The organism is Pantoea sp. SM3640, from assembly GCF_015654165.1.
GTDB classification, from domain to species: domain Bacteria; phylum Pseudomonadota; class Gammaproteobacteria; order Enterobacterales; family Enterobacteriaceae; genus Pantoea; species Pantoea vagans.
Genome location: NZ_CP064872.1, coordinates 1,336,638 through 1,355,035 on the forward strand (window position 1 = coordinate 1,336,638; position 18,398 = coordinate 1,355,035).

Annotated in this window: 15 protein-coding genes; all 15 read left to right on the top strand. The window is 60.8% G+C overall.

The window, feature by feature from the left end; genetic code table 11:
* The 15 genes from IV493_RS06035 (at position 1) to IV493_RS06105 (ending at position 18,368) form a co-directional block, all read left to right on the top strand.
* A complete protein-coding gene (locus IV493_RS06035; protein WP_013358375.1) occupies positions 1–669 on the top strand; it encodes a haloacid dehalogenase type II in 669 nt (222 codons plus the stop codon).
* 10 nt (positions 670–679) lie between these two features.
* Entirely contained in the window at positions 680–1,957 is a 1,278-nt protein-coding gene (locus IV493_RS06040) for an FAD-binding oxidoreductase (RefSeq protein ID WP_195857907.1), read from the top strand.
* 81 nt (positions 1,958–2,038) lie between these two features.
* Positions 2,039–3,646: an ABC transporter substrate-binding protein gene (locus tag IV493_RS06045; protein ID WP_013358373.1), complete on the top strand. Its 1,608-nt coding sequence runs from the start codon at positions 2,039–2,041 to the stop codon at positions 3,644–3,646.
* A gap of 41 nt (positions 3,647–3,687) precedes the next feature.
* On the top strand, positions 3,688–4,644 hold the full coding sequence (locus IV493_RS06050) for an ABC transporter permease (protein WP_013358372.1): 957 nt from the start codon (positions 3,688–3,690) through the stop codon (positions 4,642–4,644).
* Entirely contained in the window at positions 4,641–5,492 is an 852-nt protein-coding gene (locus IV493_RS06055) for an ABC transporter permease (protein ID WP_013358371.1), read from the top strand. The genes IV493_RS06050 and IV493_RS06055 overlap by 4 nt, the downstream gene beginning before the upstream one ends.
* On the top strand, positions 5,489–7,153 hold the full coding sequence (locus IV493_RS06060) for an ABC transporter ATP-binding protein (RefSeq protein WP_013358370.1): 1,665 nt from the start codon (positions 5,489–5,491) through the stop codon (positions 7,151–7,153). The genes IV493_RS06055 and IV493_RS06060 overlap by 4 nt, the downstream gene beginning before the upstream one ends.
* A gap of 138 nt (positions 7,154–7,291) precedes the next feature.
* Positions 7,292–8,623 carry an FAD-binding oxidoreductase gene (locus tag IV493_RS06065; protein ID WP_195857908.1) on the top strand — a complete coding sequence of 444 codons (1,332 nt, stop codon included), beginning with the start codon at positions 7,292–7,294 and terminating at the stop codon, positions 8,621–8,623.
* An 11-nt stretch (positions 8,624–8,634) separates the two neighbouring features.
* The gene (locus IV493_RS06070; protein ID WP_195857909.1) at positions 8,635–9,477 is read left to right on the top strand and encodes a GNAT family N-acetyltransferase; all 843 of its coding nucleotides are present in this window, start codon (positions 8,635–8,637) and stop codon (positions 9,475–9,477) included.
* A complete protein-coding gene (locus tag IV493_RS06075) occupies positions 9,477–10,403 on the top strand; it encodes a glyoxylate/hydroxypyruvate reductase A (protein ID WP_195857910.1) in 927 nt (308 codons plus the stop codon). Before IV493_RS06070 ends, IV493_RS06075 begins: the two co-directional genes overlap by 1 nt.
* Position 10,404: 1 nt before the next feature.
* The gene (locus IV493_RS06080; protein ID WP_195857911.1) at positions 10,405–11,538 is read left to right on the top strand and encodes a M20 aminoacylase family protein; all 1,134 of its coding nucleotides are present in this window, start codon (positions 10,405–10,407) and stop codon (positions 11,536–11,538) included.
* A gap of 113 nt (positions 11,539–11,651) precedes the next feature.
* Positions 11,652–12,968 (top strand): 4-aminobutyrate--2-oxoglutarate transaminase, encoded by a 1,317-nt coding sequence (gene gabT / locus IV493_RS06085; RefSeq protein WP_095706964.1) that lies wholly within the window; start codon positions 11,652–11,654, stop codon positions 12,966–12,968.
* 165 nt (positions 12,969–13,133) lie between these two features.
* On the top strand, positions 13,134–13,646 hold the full coding sequence (locus IV493_RS06090) for an Lrp/AsnC family transcriptional regulator (protein ID WP_010247853.1): 513 nt from the start codon (positions 13,134–13,136) through the stop codon (positions 13,644–13,646).
* A gap of 251 nt (positions 13,647–13,897) precedes the next feature.
* Positions 13,898–14,344 (top strand): GNAT family N-acetyltransferase, encoded by a 447-nt coding sequence (locus IV493_RS06095; RefSeq protein WP_195857912.1) that lies wholly within the window; start codon positions 13,898–13,900, stop codon positions 14,342–14,344.
* Between the two features lie 18 nt (positions 14,345–14,362).
* The gene (locus IV493_RS06100) at positions 14,363–16,408 is read left to right on the top strand and encodes a hydantoinase/oxoprolinase family protein (RefSeq protein ID WP_195857913.1); all 2,046 of its coding nucleotides are present in this window, start codon (positions 14,363–14,365) and stop codon (positions 16,406–16,408) included.
* 1 nt (position 16,409) lies between these two features.
* Positions 16,410–18,368, top strand: coding sequence for a hydantoinase B/oxoprolinase family protein (locus tag IV493_RS06105; RefSeq protein WP_195857914.1), 1,959 nt, complete (start codon positions 16,410–16,412; stop codon positions 18,366–18,368).
* Positions 18,369–18,398 lie beyond the last annotated feature (30 nt).

Sequence of the window (18,398 nt, forward strand, 5' to 3'; positions counted from 1 at the left end):
ATGGCACTGTTTAAACCGAAATTCATCACGTTTGACTGTTACGGCACGCTGATTCGCTTCGATATGGCCGGTGCGGCAGAACGCTGTTTCAGCGACCGCGTCGACCCTGAGGCCATGCACGCCTTCACCGCTGATTTTGCCAGTTACCGGCTGGATGAGGTGCTCGGCGCATGGAAACCTTATTACGACGTGGTCAGCAATGCCATCCAGCGCACCTGCAAAAAGTGGGGCGTTGAGTGGGATAAAGCCGACAGCGACTTCATTTACACCGATTGCGCCAGCTGGGGTCCGCATCCCGACGTGCCGGCCGGGCTGGCGAAAGTCGCAAAAGAGTTTCCGCTGGTGCTGCTGACTAACTCCATGAAAGACCTGATCCCGCACCATATACCGCGTCTGGGCGCACCGATCCACATGACCATCACGGCGGAAGAAGCGGGTGCCTACAAACCGCAGATGAAGGGCTTCGAGTACATGCTGGATAAGCTTGACTGCGGCCCGGAAGAGATCCTGCACGTCTCCTCCAGCTTCCGCTATGACCTGATGACCGCCTACGATCTCGGCATCAAAAACAAAGTCTGGGTCAATCGCGGTCATGAACCGGCGAACCCGTACTACCAGTACACCGAAATCAAAGATATCGGCGGCCTGCCTGGCGTCGTCGGACTCTGAGGAACCCCCCATGAAACTGGAATCGTTCTGGCAGGCTACGGCTCCGGCCTTTGCCGGTGCTGCCCGCGAACCGCTACCCGCCCAGGCGGAGGTGGTGGTAATTGGCGGCGGCTTCACCGGTGTCTCGGCAGCCCTTAACCTGGCGCGCAGCGGCATCAGCGTGGTGCTGCTGGAGAGTGGCGACGTCATGAGCCAGGCATCGGCGCGCAACGGCGGTCACTGCAATACCGGTGTGGCGCAGAACTTCGCCTCGCTGGTGGCGAGTCAGGGTCTGGAACAGGCCAGCCGCTTCTACCGGGCATTTGACGACGCCGTGAGCTACGTACAGCAACTGATTCAGGATGAAGCGATCGACTGCGACTTCCGGCTGTGCGGCAAACTCAAGCTCGCCAGCAAAGCTTCGCATGTCGCCGGGCTGCGGGAGGCGTATGAACTGATGCGCCGCACCGTGGACCCGGAGATCGAACTGCTCGACAAAACGGCGGTGCGCGACGAGATCGCCAGCGACAAATTCCACGGCGGCCTGCTGCAGAAGCGTGGCGGTCAGATGCACATGGGCAAATTTGGCATCGGGCTGGCTGAAGCCGCCGCGCGCAGCGGGGCGAAGATTTATCCGCATCACGCCGTGACGAAGTTAGAGCGACTGAAGGGCTATCAGCACCGGATTCACACTGCAAACTGCACCCTTCTGGCGGATAAGGTGCTGATGGCGACCGGCTGCTCCAACGTCGGCCCTTTTCCCTGGTTTCAGCGCCGCATCGTGCCGGTCGGCAGCTTTATCGTGGTGACCGAAGCGCTCGACCCAGCGCTGCTGCGCCAGGTGCTGCCCAACAATCGGACCTACGTGACGTCGCTGAATATCGGCAACTACTTCCGCACCACTGCCGACAGCCGGCTGGTGTTTGGCGGCCGGGCGCGGTTTGCGGTCAGCAACCCGACCTCTGATTCGCGCAGCGGCGAGATCCTGCGCCACGCGATGACGCAGATGCTGCCGCAACTCGGCCAGGCAGCGCTGGATTACTGCTGGGGCGGCATGGTCGATATGACCGCCGACCGTCTGCCGCATGCGGGTGAACAGGATGGCCTCTTCTATTCGCTGGGCTACAGCGGCCACGGCACGCAGATGTCGGTGTGGATGGGACGGGTAATGGCCGATCTGCTGGCCGAAAAGCGCACTGAAAATCCCTGGCAGCGCGACGCATGGCCCGCGCTGCCCGGTTATCACGGCAAGCCATGGTTTTTACCGCTCGCAGGACTCTATTACAAAGCAAAGGATCGCCTTTCTTAACGTCCCGTCGGGTGCTGGCCGCCAGGTTGCCAGCACCGCCAGAACATGATCCCGGTTCGCCTGACTATTGAGGGTAGAGAGATGAGTAAATTTGATAATAACGACGCTGATGCGGTAAATCCGGCACTGACGCGCATGATCACCGAAGGCTCGCTGTCACGCCGCAGCCTGATGAAGATTCTTTCCGCCGGTGCGGTGATGAGCAGCGGGCTGGTGGGCTTTTCCGGGGCGGCACTGGCGGACGACAAGCCGGTCAAAGGCGGTAAACTGCGGGCGGCAATGTCGAATGCCTCCGCTACCGACACACTCGATCCGGCGAAAAGTAATAACAGCGCGGACTACACCCGTCAGTTCATGTTCTACAGCGGCCTGACCGAACTGGACAAAAACCTGATGGCGCAACCGGCGCTGGCCGAATCAGTGGAATCCAGCGACGGCATCACCTGGCATATTAAACTGCGGAAGGGCGTCACCTTCCATGATGGCAAACCGCTGACCGCTAAAGATGTGATCTTCTCGCTCAGCCGACACAAAGATCCGGCCATCGCCTCAATCGCCTTTAAGCTGGCCGATCAGTTTAAAACCTTCAGCGCGGTCAATGATAATGAGGTGCAGCTGGAGCTGAACAACGCCAACTTTGACGTCCCTTACATGCTGGCGACGCCGCCGTTTTTGATTGTCAAAGACGGCACCACCGACTTCAGTAAAGGCATCGGCACCGGTCCGTTTGTCTGCAAAACCTTTATGCCAGGCACGCGCACCATTGGTACCAAAAATCCCAACTACTACAAGCCCGGTCTGCCGCATCTGGATGAGGTGGAGCTGATTGGCGTCACTGACAACGCGGCGCGTGTCAATGCCCTGATGTCGGGCGATCTGCAGATGGTCTCCACCCTGAGCGCCGCGGACTGCAAACGCATCAAAGCCAGCAGCGAGTTTGGCATACTGGAAAGCAAATCAGGCATGTACACCAACCTGATTATCCGCACCGACGTGAAGCCGGGTAACAACGAAGATTTCGTGCTGGCGATGAAATATCTGCAGCCGCGCGAAATGCTGGTGAAAACGGTACTGCAGGGTTACGGCGACGTCAGTAATGACACCCCGGTACCGCCATGGCATCCGCTTTACAACGCCGACCTCAAACCGCGTCCGCTCGATATAGAAAAAGCGAAGTTCCACATTAAAAAAGCGGGCATGGCTGGCGCTACGGTAGAGATCATCACGACGCCCAACATTGAAGGGGCGAACGAAGGCGGGCAGATGATCCAGCAGATGGCGCGCGGGGCAGGGCTGAACATCAAAGTGCGACGCGTGCCGTATGACGGTTACTGGTCTTCGCACTGGATGAAAGATCCGGTGGGATATGGCTCGATAAATCCGCGTCCGACGCTCGACATGCTTTTCTCACAGTTTTATCTCTCTACCGCACCGAATAACGAGTCGGGCTGGAAAAATCCGCAGTTTGATCAACTGGTGGTCGCCGCGCGCGGAGAACGCGATCAGGCAAAGCGCAAGCAGATGTATGGCGACATGCAGACGCTGATTTATGACCACTGCGGCACGATCATCCCGACCTTTATCAGCTCCACCGATGGCTACAACAAAAAGGTCAAAGGGGTCGAAGCCTGGCCGTCAGGCATGATGATGGGCTACCGCTTCCATGAGTTTGCCTGGCTGACCGCCTGATCTCAGCCTGTCCCATCAGGCTATTAATAAGGAGTTCGCCGATGAACCGATACATGCTGTTCCTGATTGCCCGGCGCATTGGCGCCGGCATCCTGACGTTGCTTATCGTCTCGGCGGTGGTGTTTTTCATCACCAGCCTGCTGCCGGGTGACGCGGCGCAGATGATCCTCGGCCAGAACGCCACGCCGGAAACGGTGGCGGCGTTACGGCAGCAGCTGGGTCTCGATCAGCCTCTACTGGTGCGCTATCTCCACTGGCTGACGGGTATGGTGCAGGGTGACTTTGGCATCTCGTTTGCCAGCCATCTGCCGGTCTCGCAGCTGGTGGCGCAGCGCATACCCGCCACCTTCGAACTGGCGGGCATCACCACGCTGATCTGCGTACCGCTGGCGCTGATTATCGGCATTATCGCGGCGATGAACCGCGGTTCAAGGCTCGATCGGGCGCTGGTTATCGGCACCATGGCGACGGTGGCCGTGCCGGAGTTCCTGGTCGCGACCGTGGCGGTGCTGATTTTCGCCGTCAAACTGCACTGGGTATCGGCGATGTCGTTCGGCAGTCCGGACAGCGACCTGCTGAGCTACCTCAAAGCCTATGCGCTGCCGGTGCTGACGCTCTGCTGCGTGCTGGTGGCGCAGATGGCCCGCATGACGCGGGCCGCCATTATCAACCAGCTCGACAGCCCCTACCTGGAGATGGCGCTGCTTAAAGGGGTGTCGCCGCTCCGCGCCGTGCTGCGTCACGCGCTGCCCAACGCGGTCGGACCCATCGCCAATGCGATCTCTCTCAGTCTCTCCTACCTGTTTGGCGGGGTGATCATCATCGAAACCATCTTCAGCTATCCCGGTCTGGCCAGCCAGCTGGTGGATGCGGTCAGCAACCGCGACCTGCCGGTGGTGCAGCTCTGCGTGATGCTGTTCGCCGCCTGCTACCTGGTTCTGCTGCTGGCGGCCGACATTCTGACTATCGCCTTTAACCCGAAATGGAGAAGCGCATGAATACACTCTTGTTGCCCTGGCGTTTCTTACAGTCGCTCTCCTGGTCGGGCCGGCTGGGTCTGATCATGTCGCTGTTCTGGCTGCTGATGGCGGTGTTTGGCACGCCACTGGCCCCGCACAGCATTGATGACATCGGCGGCGGCCCGCTGATGGGCGGCATGACGGCCGATAACCTGCTGGGGACCGACTACCTGGGGCGCGACATGCTGAGCCGTATCCTCTACGGCGCGAAGTTCTCCATCGGCCTGGCGCTGAGTGCGGCGCTGCTGGCCAGCCTGATCGGCACGCTGCTGGCCCTGCTGGCGGCGGTAACGGGACGCTGGCTGGAGGAGCTGCTGGGCCGCGTCAACGATGCCCTGCTGGTGCTGCCGGGCAAGGTACTGTCGCTGATGATTGTCGCGGTGTTTGGCTCCTCGCTGCCCATGCTGATCCTGACGGCGGTGTTCACCTACTGGCCGGGCGCATTCCGCATTGCTTTTGCCATGGCCAGCTCGCTGCGCAGCATGGACTACGTCCGGGCGTCACGGCTACGGGGCGAAAGCCGCTGGTATATCGCCATTCACGATATCCTGCCTAACATGGTGCACCCGATGCTGACGGACTTTGGCCTGCGCTTTGTCTACATCGTGCTGCTGCTGAGCGGCCTGAGCTTCCTCGGCCTGGGGGTACAGCCGCCGTACGCCGACTGGGGCACGCTGGTACGTGAAAATATGCAGGGGCTGTTTGATGGCTCGCCCGCGGTACTGATGCCCGCACTGGCGATTGCCAGCCTGACCATTGGTGCCAACCTGTTTATTGACAGCCTGCAGGCGATGCGTCCGATGACGCTGGCGAAGGAGGGAGCATGAACGTGACACCACATACCGCTATGCCGGTGATTTCGGTAGATAAACTGCGCGTCACCGCGCAGACCGATCGCGGTGAAGAGCTCGACCTTGTGTCGGACATTCACTTCACGGTGCAGAAGGGCGAGGTGCTGGCGCTGATTGGCGAATCCGGCTCCGGAAAAACCACCATCGCCATGGCACTGATGGGCTATGCCCGCAACGGCTGCCGCATCGCTGAGGGCAATATTCACGTTGCCGGCACCGATGTGAACAGTCTGTCACCGGGCCAGCTGCGCGCGTTTCGCGGCAACAAGGTCGCCTATATCGCCCAGAGCGCCGCGGCGTCATTTAATCCGGGGATGAAGATCCTCGACCAGGTGATTGAGCCGGTGGTTATTCACGGCACGATGACCCGCAAAGACGCGAAAGCCAAAGCGATTGGCCTGTTCCGTGAGCTGGCGCTGCCCAATCCCGAGACCATTGGCGACCGGTTCCCGCACCAGGTATCGGGCGGTCAGTTACAGCGCCTGATGACGGCAATGGCGCTGATTGGCGATCCCGACGTCGTGATCCTGGATGAGCCCACGACCGCGCTGGATGTCACCACGCAGGTGGAAGTGCTGAAGGCGTTTCGCCGCGTGGTGGTGCAGCGCGGCGTCACCGCGATTTACGTCAGTCACGATCTGGCCGTGGTGGCACAGATGGCTGACCGGATTCTGGTGCTGCTGCGCGGTAAAATGGCGGAGTATGGCAGTACTGCGCACCTGATTGGCGCGCCGCAGGCGGAATACACGCGACTGCTGATGGAAGCGGCACGGCATAAAGAGCGGCCCAGCAACTGGTGTCCGGCCGCCGCCGATATTCAGCCGCTGCTGGAAGTGCGCGATCTCAATGCCGGTTACGGCCCGCGTGACAGCGACGGCCAGCCGAAAATACGCATTCTGGAGGAGATTAACCTTAAGCTGTGGAAAGGGCAGGCGATTGGCATCATCGGCGAGTCAGGCTCCGGCAAAACGACGCTGGCTCATGCGATTGCCGGTCTCAACGCGCCAAGCCACGGGCATATCCTGTTTAACGGCCACTATATTGCCGGCGATATGCAGAAACGTCCTGACAATGAGCTGCGGCGCATTCAGTATGTATTCCAGATGGCAGATACCGCGCTGAATCCGGCCCATAGCGTTGAGCGCATCCTGTCGCGACCGCTGACGCTGTTTCATGGCCTGAGCGGGGCAGCCCGGCAGCAGCGACTTTATCAGCTGCTGGATCTGGTGCAGCTGCCGCGCAGCGTGCTGTGGCGGCGCCCCTGGGCGCTCTCCGGCGGTCAGAAGCAGCGCGTCAATCTGGCGCGTGCGCTGGCAGCGGAGCCGGATCTGATTTTGTGCGATGAAGTGACCTCGGCGCTGGATACTGTGGTCGCCGCCGCCGTCCTCGACTTAATCAGCGAACTGCGTCGCGAACTGGGGCTTTCCGTGATCTTCATCAGCCACGACATGCATGCGGTGCGCGCGGTGTGCGACGAAATTGTGGTGATGAAAAGCGGTCGCATCGTCACCCAGCTGACACGCAACGATTACGACAAGCCGACCAGCGAGTTGTATTTCGAGCGGCTGAAACGCGCGGTGCCGGAGCTGCGGCAGGGCTGGCTGGATGAACATGAAGAGATTTTAAAAGCGGAGTGAGTGGCCGCTGAGCCTTACGGGCAACTGAATTTATCCGTCTGCGCAGTACTGATGTGCAAGGCAGGCGGCGTGGGTCAGCGTACAGCGGCGATGTCGCCGTGCGCCAGACCCGATACTGACAACAGAGGTCATCTTGTTATGCCCGCACCGATTCGTTATGTACAGGACAGTGCTGACTTTCCCGATTCCGCCGATGTGGTGGTGATTGGCGCCGGTATCGCCGGTGCCGCCGCCACCTGGGAGCTGGCGAAGCAGGGAGTGAAGGTGGTGCTGATTGAAAAAGGGCTGGTTGGCGCTGAGCAGTCGAGCCGCAACTGGGGCTGGTGCCGCCAGCAAAACCGCGATGAGCGTGAATTGCCGCTGATTATCTATGCGCTGCAACGCTGGGGTGAGCTAAGTGAAGAAACCGGTGAAGAGCTGGGTTTCCGCCGCAGCGGGCTGGTCTACGCCACCCAGGAAGAGTCGGATATCGCGGCCTGGGATAAGTGGAACCAGATGGCGAAAGGCTATGGCATGCGCAGTTCGATTCTCACCGCAGAGCAGGCTAAAGCAATGACGCCCGGCAGCACCACAAACTGGCTGGGCGGTCTCTCGTCGCCGACCGATGGTCACGCCGAGCCGCGCCTGGCCGCACCGGGGCTGGTGGCGGGCGCGCAGAAAAAGGGTGCACTGCTGTTTCAGCAGTGCGCAGTCCGCGGGCTGGATATTGCGGCCGGACGGGTCAGCGGCGTCTGGACCGAGCGCGGTTTGATCAAAACCAGCCGGGTTATCTGTGCCGCCGGGGCCTGGACCTCCATGTTCTGCCGTCGTCACGGCATCGACCTGCCGCTGGGCAACGTGATTGGCACTGCCTTCCGCACGCAGCCTATTGAGCAGGCGATCGCCATGCCGCTCTACACACCGGGCTTTGCCTGTCGCCCACAAATGGATGGCAGCTATACCGTCTCAGTCTCAGGCCGCGGACGTCTTGAGCCGGGCGCTCAGGGGCTGCGCTATGCCCGTCAGTTCTATCCGACCTTTAAAAGCCGCCGCAAGAATCTGACCCTGAATCTCGGCCTGTCACCGTTCTTCAATGGCCCTGAAGCGATGGGGGGCTGGTCATTCGACCGCGAGTCGCCGTTTGAGCGGATGCGCATTCTCGATCCGGCAGCGGATGCAAAAATCGTGGAAGAGGGCCTGGCGGCAATGCGGCGTGAATATCCGGCGCTGGCGAATCTCCGGCTGGCGCAGTCGTGGGGCGGCATGATTGACAGCACCCCGGACGCAATTCCGGTGATCTCAACCGTGGCGAAACTGCCGGGGCTGGTGCTCTCGGCGGGTTACAGCGCCCACGGCTTCGGTATCGGACCCGGTGCCGGACGACTGGCTGCCGACCTTGCGACCGACGCCACACCCGTGGTTGATCCGACCCCGTACCGCTACAGCCGTCTGGTTGACGGCAGCGGACTTGACACGCCAGGCATGATGTAAGGAGAACGCGAATGAGCCTGACCATACGCGCAATGACGCCAGATGATATTGAAACGTGTTTCACCTTAACGCAGCTGCTGAAATGGCCCCATCGCCGTGAAGACTGGCAGCTGGCGCTGCAGCTGGGCGAAGGCACGGTAATAGAAGAGCAGGGCAAACTGATTGGCAGCGCAGTACTCTGGCGCTGGGGTGACCATGCCGCCACGGTGGGACTGGTGATTATCGATAACCAGCAGCAGGGACGCGGCCTGGGCAAGCAGCTGATGCTGGCGCAGCTGGAAAAAGTGCCCGACGTTAACGTGCGTCTGCACGCCACCGAAATGGGCAAAGGGCTGTATGAAAAGCTCGGCTTTGTCAGCTGTGGTGAGATCCGCCAGCACCAGACGCGTGCCGTGACCACGCTGCCAGAGGTGGTGATCCCCGCGGGGCTGAAACTGCGCCCGGCGACAGCTGCCGATCATGGCATGCTGGTGACGCTGGATCAGCTGGCACACGGCATGCATCGCCCGGCGCTGATCGACCACCTGCTTCGCGACAGCCAGACAGTGATTTTAGAGGATGCGCAGCAGCAGATTCAGGGCTTCGCCAGCCTGCGCCGCTTTGGTCACGGCTGGGCAATTGGCCCGGTGATCGCAGCAGACTTTCCGGCCGCTCAGGCACTGGTCGCCTCGCTGATGCAGTCGCTGCAGGGTGAATTTCTGCGCATCGATACCGACGCCGCGCTGCCGATGGCGGCCTGGCTTGAAAGTCTTGGTATTCCTCAGGTCGATGCGCCCACCACCATGGTGCGCGGCACGCCCTGGACGCCGCAGAGTATGCAGGCATTTGGACTGATGACGCAGGCGATGGCCTGATGCATATCGTCTATAAATCGGAGCCGGAACGAGGCCGGATCTGGCAGCGCTGGCTGGCCGAGCATGCGCCTGACATTCAGCTGCATCTCTGGCCGGAGACCGGTGATCCGGAGCAGGTTGAGGCGCTGGTCGCCTGGCAGCCACCCGAAGACATTCCGGCGCTGTTTTCCCGGCTGAAACTGCTGTTCTCGGTGGGGGCGGGTGCCGACCAGTTTGACTTCAGCGCGCTGCCGCCAGACCTGCCTGTGATAAGAATGATCGAGCCGGGCCTGACGCAGGGCATGGTGGAATATGTCACCTTCGCGGTGCTCGGTCTGCATCGCGACATGCCGCGCTATTTTCATCAGCAACGGCAGCAGCAGTGGCAGCCTCATGCAGCCATACCTGCCGGGCAGCGTCGGGTCGGCGTGATGGGGCTGGGCGAACTGGGGCAGGCCGCGTTAGCGCAGCTGGTGGCGCTGGGCTTTGACTGCGCAGGCTGGAGCCGCACACCGCGCGAGTGCCCCGGCGTGCGCTGCTGGTACGGCAATGATCAACTCGCTGACTTCCTGGCACACAGCGAGATTCTGGTCTGCCTGCTTCCGCTGACCGACACCACCCAGGGTTTACTGAATCAGTCGCTGTTCAGCCAGCTACCGCACGGCGCGGCGCTGGTGCAGGCCGGGCGCGGCCCGCAGCTGAATGATGATGATCTGCTGAGGGCACTGGAGAGCGGTCAGCTGCGTGCCGCCGTCGTTGACGTCACCGATCCGGAGCCGTTACCGCCGGGCCATCCCTTCTGGCACCATCCCGCCATCTGGCTGACGCCGCACATTGCCAGCCAGACGCAGAATGAGAGCGCCATTGCGGCCCTGCTGGAGAACCTGCGGCGCTACCAGCGTGGCGAGCCGCTGCACGGTGAGATTGACCGTTCGCGAGGATATTAAGATGGAACATTTAGTCGCACTGCGCCGCGACCTTCATGCGCACCCGGAACTGGGTTTTCAGGAGCAGCGCACCAGCGACATCGTGGCGAACTTCCTGCACCAGCTGGGCATTGAGGTGCATCGCGGCATCGGTAAAACCGGCGTGGTCGGGATACTGAAGAAGGGCAGCAGTGAACGCATGATTGGCCTGCGCGCCGACATGGATGCGCTGCCGATGCAGGACCAGAGCGGCACTGAATGGCAAAGTCAGGCAGAGCAGGTGAGTCATGCCTGTGGCCACGACGGCCATATGGTGATGCTGCTGGGTGCCGCTGAAAAACTGGCGCGGGACGTCAGCTTTGACGGCAGCGTCTGCTTTATCTTCCAGCCAGCCGAAGAGGGACTGGCGGGTGCAAAAGCGATGATCGACGACGGTCTGTTCAGCCGCTTTCCCTGTGAGGCGGTCTACGCCATTCACAACTGGCCGGAACTGCCGCTCGGTCAGGTAGAGACCCGCCCTGGCCCGATTATGGCAGCAGCCGACCGCTTTGATATCCGGGTGCTGGGCGGCGGCGGTCACGCCGCGCAGCCTCACCTGACGCGTGACACTTTGCTGGCGACCAGTGAACTGGTGGTACAGCTCAATACGCTGGTTTCACGCGCTTTGGATCCGTGCGAAACCGCGCTGCTTACCGTCACACGGATGCAGGGCGGCTTTTCACACAACATGATCCCGGCCGAGGCGAGTATCACCGGCACGGTGCGTACCTTCAGCCCGGCGGCGCAGGATACGATTGAAGCACGGCTGCGCCAGATGGCGGAGCACGTCACGGCGGCTCATGGGTTGCACGCAGAAGTGAGCTATCAGCGTTACTACCCGGCGACGATGAACAGCGCGACGGAAGCGCAGTTTTGCCTGGAGGCGCTGACGCAGGCAGGCATCCCGGCTGACACCGCGGCCAGACCCGCGCTCACCTCGGAAGATTTCGCTTTTATGCTGCAGGCGCGGCCCGGTGCCTATCTGTGGCTGGGATCGGCACCCTGCAAGCCATTGCACCATGCCGCATATGACTTCAACGATGCGCTGATCCCGTATGGCGTTAACGTTTTTATCGCGCTGGTACGTCAGGCGCTGGCAGAGAAATTTCCCTGCTGAATGCAGCGGGATTTTGACAGGAAATGCCGCTGCCTGGGGAATTACGGCAGCGTGAGAAACCAGCGGGTTGCGATACTTGAGCCAACCGAACGTTACGTGGATGAGGGTTTAAAATGCAGAATGTCATGGCAGAGCAGCAAGCATACTCCGATAACAGCCTGTTACTGGATGCACGCGAGCAGAACGTGCCGCGCGGTGTAGTGACCGCCCATCCGCTGGTGATTGAACGCGCCAGAGGCAGTGAAGTGTGGGACGTTGAGGGCAATCGCTATCTCGACTTTGTTGGCGGCATCGGCGTGCTGAATGTCGGCCACAATCACCCGGCGGTAGTCAATGCGGTGACCCGCCAGCTTGGTCTGGTGTCACACGCCTGTTTTCAGGTGGTGGCCTATCCGGGCTACATTGAGCTGGCGCAGCGGCTGAACAAACTGGTGGGCGGCGATGAGGCGTACAAAAGTGTCTTCTTCACCAGCGGCGCGGAAGCGGTAGAAAATGCGGTGAAGATTGCCCGCTCTCACACCCAGCGCCCCGGCATTATCGCGTTTGATGGCGCGTTTCATGGCCGCACCCTGCTGGGCATTACCCTGACCGGCATGTCCGCGCCATACAAACAGAATTTTGGCCCGTTCCCCGGCGACATCTATCGTCTGCCCTTCCCGAATCCACTGCACGGCGTGACGGAAGCGGACTGTCTGAAGGCGCTGGATCAGCTGTTCGCGGTACAGATCCTGCCTGAGCGTGTGGCGGCGATTATCATCGAGCCGGTTCAGGGCGATGGCGGCTTCCTGCCCGCCGGACCAGCCTTTATGCAGGCGCTGCGTCGCATTACCAGCCAGCACGGCATTCTGCTGATTTGTGATGAAGTGCAGTCCGGCTTCGGACGTACCGGCACGATGTTCGCCTTCCAGCAACTGGGTATCAAACCGGATTTGATCACTCTGGCAAAAAGCCTGGGCGGCGGTCTGCCGATTTCCGGCGTGGTGGGACGGGCGGCGATCATGGATGCGCCTACGCCTGGCGGCTTAGGCGGCACCTACGGCGGCAACGCACTGGGCTGTGCGGCAGCGCTGGCGGTGCTGGATCTGTTTGAACAGGAGAACCTGCTGCAGCGTTCCTGTCAGCTCGGCGAACAGCTCAATGCCCGTCTGCGACAGCTGGCGGATAAATATGCCTGCATCGGTGACGTGCGCGGCGTGGGCTTCATGCAGGCGGTGGAAATTCTCGATTTCGAAACCGGTCGTCCCGATGCGGCGCTGACTCAGAAGATCCTCGACAGCGCCTGTCAGGAAGGCCTGCTGCTGATCAAGTGCGGCCTGCATCGCAACACTATCCGTTTCCTGGCACCGCTGGTCACCACCGACTCACAGCTGGAAGAGGCGCTGCATATTTTCGATATTGCGCTGGCCCGTGCCACCGGTCGGCTGGGTTAAGCCGCATTCCTCATTGATTTTGTTAGAGTAATTTGAAAATCTCCCGCTGGTATAACCACTGCGAAGCGCTGGCGCGTTTACGGTAAAGCATGTTATATCTTCGGGAGGTTCTGAACATTTGATTGAGCGCCTGGCCCAACAGGCTCTGACAATGAGGGGGGTGCTATGAACGGCTTAATGAAACTCGACCGCATCGACATCAACATCCTGGTGCAACTCCAGAAAGATGGCCGTATCAGCAACGTTAACCTCGCCGACGCCGTAGGCCTCTCGCCCAGCCCCTGTCTGCAACGGGTCAAACGTCTGGAACAGGCCGGTTTTATCACCGGTTATGAAGCGCACATTAATCTCACCCGCATCACCGATTCAGTAACCGTCTTTACCGAAGTCACCCTGTCCGGCCATCGCCGCGAAGACTTTATGAAATTTGAAAGTGCGATGCGCGACGTCGATGAACTGATGGAGTGCCATTTGATCACCGGCGGCTATGACTATCTGCTGCGCTTTATTACCCGCAGCATTGAACATTACCAGGAAGTGATTGAGAAGATGCTCGACGCGCAGATCGGCATCGATAAGTACTTCAGCTATATCGTCATCAAATCCCCCATTATGAAAAGCAGCGTGCCGTTACGATCGCTCATCGGCAAACATAACTCAGTCGAATTCGGCGTATAACGGGTTGTCGCCCCTCGCCACCTTCCCGGTGGAGAGGGCGGCCACACGCATTGTCTCTGTCTGCTGTTCACCACACCCGCCTTTGCTCACAGACCGGCTTCCTGCCCCTTTAACCTTTGCGATTTTTCCCTCAGCATAAAATTTTTTCCCTGTCCAAAATTCAGTCGCTCTGTCCGGTTTTGTCGCGTGCTACGGCCTCAATCGTTGAGCGAACCCTTTTACACTGAATTCAACCGATACAAGGAGTTGTCATGGACTCATTACAGATTGCTGACCAGCAGTGGCAGCGCGATACGTTCACTGTTTCTACCGATCGCAAGCGACTCGATCTGGCCTGGATCCACATTCAGCTGGCGGAGAAGTCCTACTGGGCTAAAGGCCAGCCGGAAGCGAAAACCCGGCGGGCGATTGCCGGTTCGCTGCCGTTTGGCCTCTATCACCAGCAGGAACAGATTGGCTTTGCCCGACTGATCACCGACTACACCCGCTTTGGCTGGCTGTGCGACGTGATGATTGATGAACACTGGCGTGGTCACGGGCTGGGCAGCTGGCTGGCGACCTGCGTCCTGAAACACCCGGAGCTGCAAACGGTGCATCGCTGGATGCTCTCGACCCAGGATGCGCATCAGGTCTACCAGCGGCTCGGCTGGCGTGTGGTGCAACATCCCGAGACGCTGATGGAATTTCCCCCTTCCTGACACTGGAGTTAACCCGATATGCGATACCGCGTTGGCGTGGATATTGGTGGTTCCTTTACCGATTTCGCCGTGCTCGATCAGCAAACGAACCAGATCCACACCCTGAAGGTCCTGTCGCGACCGGACAAACCTGGCAGCGAAATCTTAGCCGGACTGGCGCAGTTTCAGCAGCAGCAGGGCATTGATCCCGCTGAAATTGGCTACTTCACTCACGGCACTACGGTAGGCATCAACGCGGTGATCCAGCGGCGCGGCGTGCGGCTGGCGCTGTTTGCCACCGAGGGCTTCTGCGATGTGCTGGAGCTGGCCCGGCTGAAAATCCCGCATATCCATGACCTTTTCTCACGGCGTGCAGCACCGCTGATTACCCGCGACAGGGTATTTGGCATCCGCGAACGCAGCGACGCGCAGGGCAACATACTGCAACCCGTGGATCGCCAGAGCGTGCTCGACGCTATCGAACAGGCACGCGCCGCCGGCTGTCAGGGCATCGTGGTCTCGCTGCTGCACAGTTATCGTAACCGGCACAATGAAGCGACGGTAAAAGCGATTATCGATGAGGTGGCGCCTGAACTGCTGACCTCCTGTTCCGCCGACATCTGGCCGATCATCCGCGAATATGAACGCACTATTACCGCCACCATCAACGCCTACGTGCAGCCGATGGTGATCCACTACCTGGAATCCTTTGAGCAGGCGCTGAAACGGCTTGGCGTGAAGCCGCCGCCGCGCATTACTAAATCCAACGGCGGGGTGATGGGCGTTGACCAGGCGAAGCGCGAATGCGTGCAGATGGTGCTCTCCGGCACCGCCTCCGGCGTGATTGGTGCCAGCTATCTCGCCAGCACCTGCGGTTTTGACAAAATTCTCAGCCTGGATATCGGCGGCACCAGCGCCGACGTGGCGGTGATCATCGACGGCAAGGTGGCGCAGGGCAACGGCGAAATCATCGGGGATTTCCCGATCTTTATTCCTTCCGTCGCTGTGACCTCGGTGGGTCAGGGCGGCGGCTCGCTGGCGTGGATTGATGGGCAGGGCGTATTGCAGATGGGGCCGGACAGCGCCGGTTCGCTGCCGGGCCCGGTCTGCTTCCAGCGCGGCGGCACGCAGCCGACCGCCACCGATGCCTTTGCCGCCTGCGGCATGATGGGCCACGGCGCACTGGGTTATGACGCGGTGACGGTGGATGTCGCCGCCGCCTGTGCTGCCTGGCAGCCGCTGGCGGATGCGCTCGCTATTTCGGTCGAAGAAACCGCTGAAACCGCTATCCAGCTGGCCATTTCCAGCATGTACAGCGACACCAGCGGCCTGCTGTCGCGCTTTGGCCTCGACCCGCGTGAATTCTGGTTCCTGGCCTTTGGCGGCGCCGGGCCGATGATGGGCTGTTTTCTCGCCCGCGAACTAAACATGAAAGGGGTGATCGTGCCGCCGACGCCGGGCGTGCTCTCCGCGCTGGGCGGGCTGGTGGCGGACATCCGCAACGACTTTATCCGTACGCTCTACGGCGATCTGACGCCTGGGCTGGCCGACACCTTAGCCAGTGAAGCCGAAGCCTTGCAGCAGCGCGCCTGCGGCTGGCTGGCGCAGGAGCACGGCAGCGACATGTCATACAGCCTGCAGTTCAGCGCGGATATGCGCTATCGCGGTCAGTCGTTTGAGATCGACGTGCCGCTGGAGGCGAGCTGGCTGACGCAGGCGGACTTCGCTGCGCTGCATGATGCCTTTGATCGCCAGCATCAACAGCTGTTTGGTCATTGTGACCCGCAGGCACCGGTGCAGTTGATCAACCTGCGGCTGGTCATCGCCTCGCCGACGCCGAAACCGGTGATCAACACACTTCCCCCCGCCACAGCACCCGTACCGGTGCTGAAACAGACCCGAGCCTGGATCGACGGCGGCTGGCATCAGGTGGACTTAGTGCTGCGCTCGGTGCTGCGCGCCGGACATCAGCTCAGTGGGCCGGTCATCATCGCTCAGGACGACTGCACCACCTGCGTGCCGCCCGGCATGGGCGTCACGGTCGATTCATTCGGTAACCTGCTGATCACAGCGAACGAGGCATAACATGGCGATTGATGGACGTAACTTACAGATTCTGGCGAACTACTGCGCCGCTGCGGCCGATGCGATGGCCTTTACGCTGATGCGCACCGCGCACTCCACCTTTGTGAAAGAGACGGAAGATTTCTCCTGTCAGATTGTCAGCCGCAGCGGGCTGGCGTTTGCCTCGCCGCGCAGCTTTGGCGCGCCCTGGTACAGCGGCATCGACTATGCGCCGGTGCTGGCGCTGATAGAAGAGTACGCCGAGGGCGATATCTGCATTACCAACGACGCCTATGCTGGCAACGTGGCGACTCACTCGCCCGATATCCACATCTGGAAGCCGGTGTTCCATCAGGGCGAAATCGTCTGTTTCGTGGTGGGCCACATTCATAACACTGACGTCGGCGGCGCCGTGCCTGCCTCGCTGTCGCGCTCGCTGACCGATATCGTGCAGGAGGGGATCCGCATCCCGCCGCTGAAGATCATGCAACAGGGGCAGCTTAATGAAGAGATCGCCAGCATTATGCGGCTCAACGTGCGGGTGCCGGACCAGAACTGGGGCGATTTCAAGGCGCAGCTGGCCTCGGTGAACGTCGGAGAGCGCAAAATCCACGACATCATTGCCCGCTTTGGCATTGATGATTTTTTGCAGGGCATTGAGGGCATTCTCGATTATGCTGAAGCGCAGGCGCGCACGATTATCAGTACCATTCCTGACGGTGAATACTTTTATGCCGACTACGCCGATGAAGATGGCGAGGGCGGCTATCCCTGTCGCATCGCCATTACGCTGCGGGTGCAGGGCGATCGGCTGGAGCTGGACTACACCGGCAGCGACCCGCAGCTGGCGTCGTCGCTGAACATGCCGACCGGCGGGCGCGAGCGGCATCCGCTGGCGCTGGTGGGCGTTACCTATGTGCTTTCTACATTGGATCGTTCACTGCTGCTCAACGCCGGAACGCTGCGGCCGACCCGGGCGATTCTGCCGCCTGGCACGGTGATGAACTGCGAAGCGCCCGCAGCGGTAGGGATGCGCTCGCTGACCTGTGCGCTGTCGCAGATTGCGACGATTGGCGTCTTCTCGCTGGCGATGCCGGACCGCCTGCCTGCGAATTCACCGGGCGGCAACTCGATCATGAACATCCGCACTCAGACGCACAACCGCAGTGTGGTCGCCTCACTGGGGCCCGTGGGCGGTGGCGCGGGCGGCACGCCGCGTCATGACGGACCCGACGGTTCCGGCGGCCTGTCTGCTTTCCTGAAAAATACCCCGATTGAGATCAACGAAGCGGAAGTGCCGATTCGCTTCCATCGCTACGGACTGGCGCAGGACAGCGCCGGCGCCGGTCGCTATCGCGGCGGCTTAGCCACCGAAATGGCGTTCGAGATTTTCTCGCCCAACACCATCATTACCGCGCGCAACCGTAACCGGTCGGTGTTTGCCTCGGCGGGTGTAGTGGGCGGGCAGAGCGGCGCGCTGTCGATCTTCCGTACCCGGCGCAACGGTGAAGTTATTAATCACGGTAACACCGATGTCATCCACTGCCAGCCGGGTGACGTGGTCGACGTGCGCGGCCCCGGCGCGGGCGGCTACGGCCTGCCATCGCAGCGCGATAGTGAGGCAGTCATGCAGGATGTGCGCTGTGGCTATCTCAGCGTGGCGGCGGCCAGGGCGCAGTATGGCGTGGTGGTGACAGATAACCGCGTGGATCGGGAAGCGACAAAACGCCTGCGCGCTGACATGCCGCAGCATCCAGTGCACCATTTTGAACACGGCGAAGCACGTCAGCGCTTCGAAACGCTCTGGACGCCACAGCGTTATCAGTTACTGACCGCCTTTCTGGCCAGCGCGCCGGTGAGCTGGCGTCACTTCCTGAAAACCCAGGTATTCCGGGCGGTGGAAGAGACAGGCGAAACGGCGGATATGAATCAAATATTCAGTGATTTACGTCAGCGATACCCGGCAATGGCGAACAGTTAACGGCGATGGCTCATCGTCTACTACGCTTTA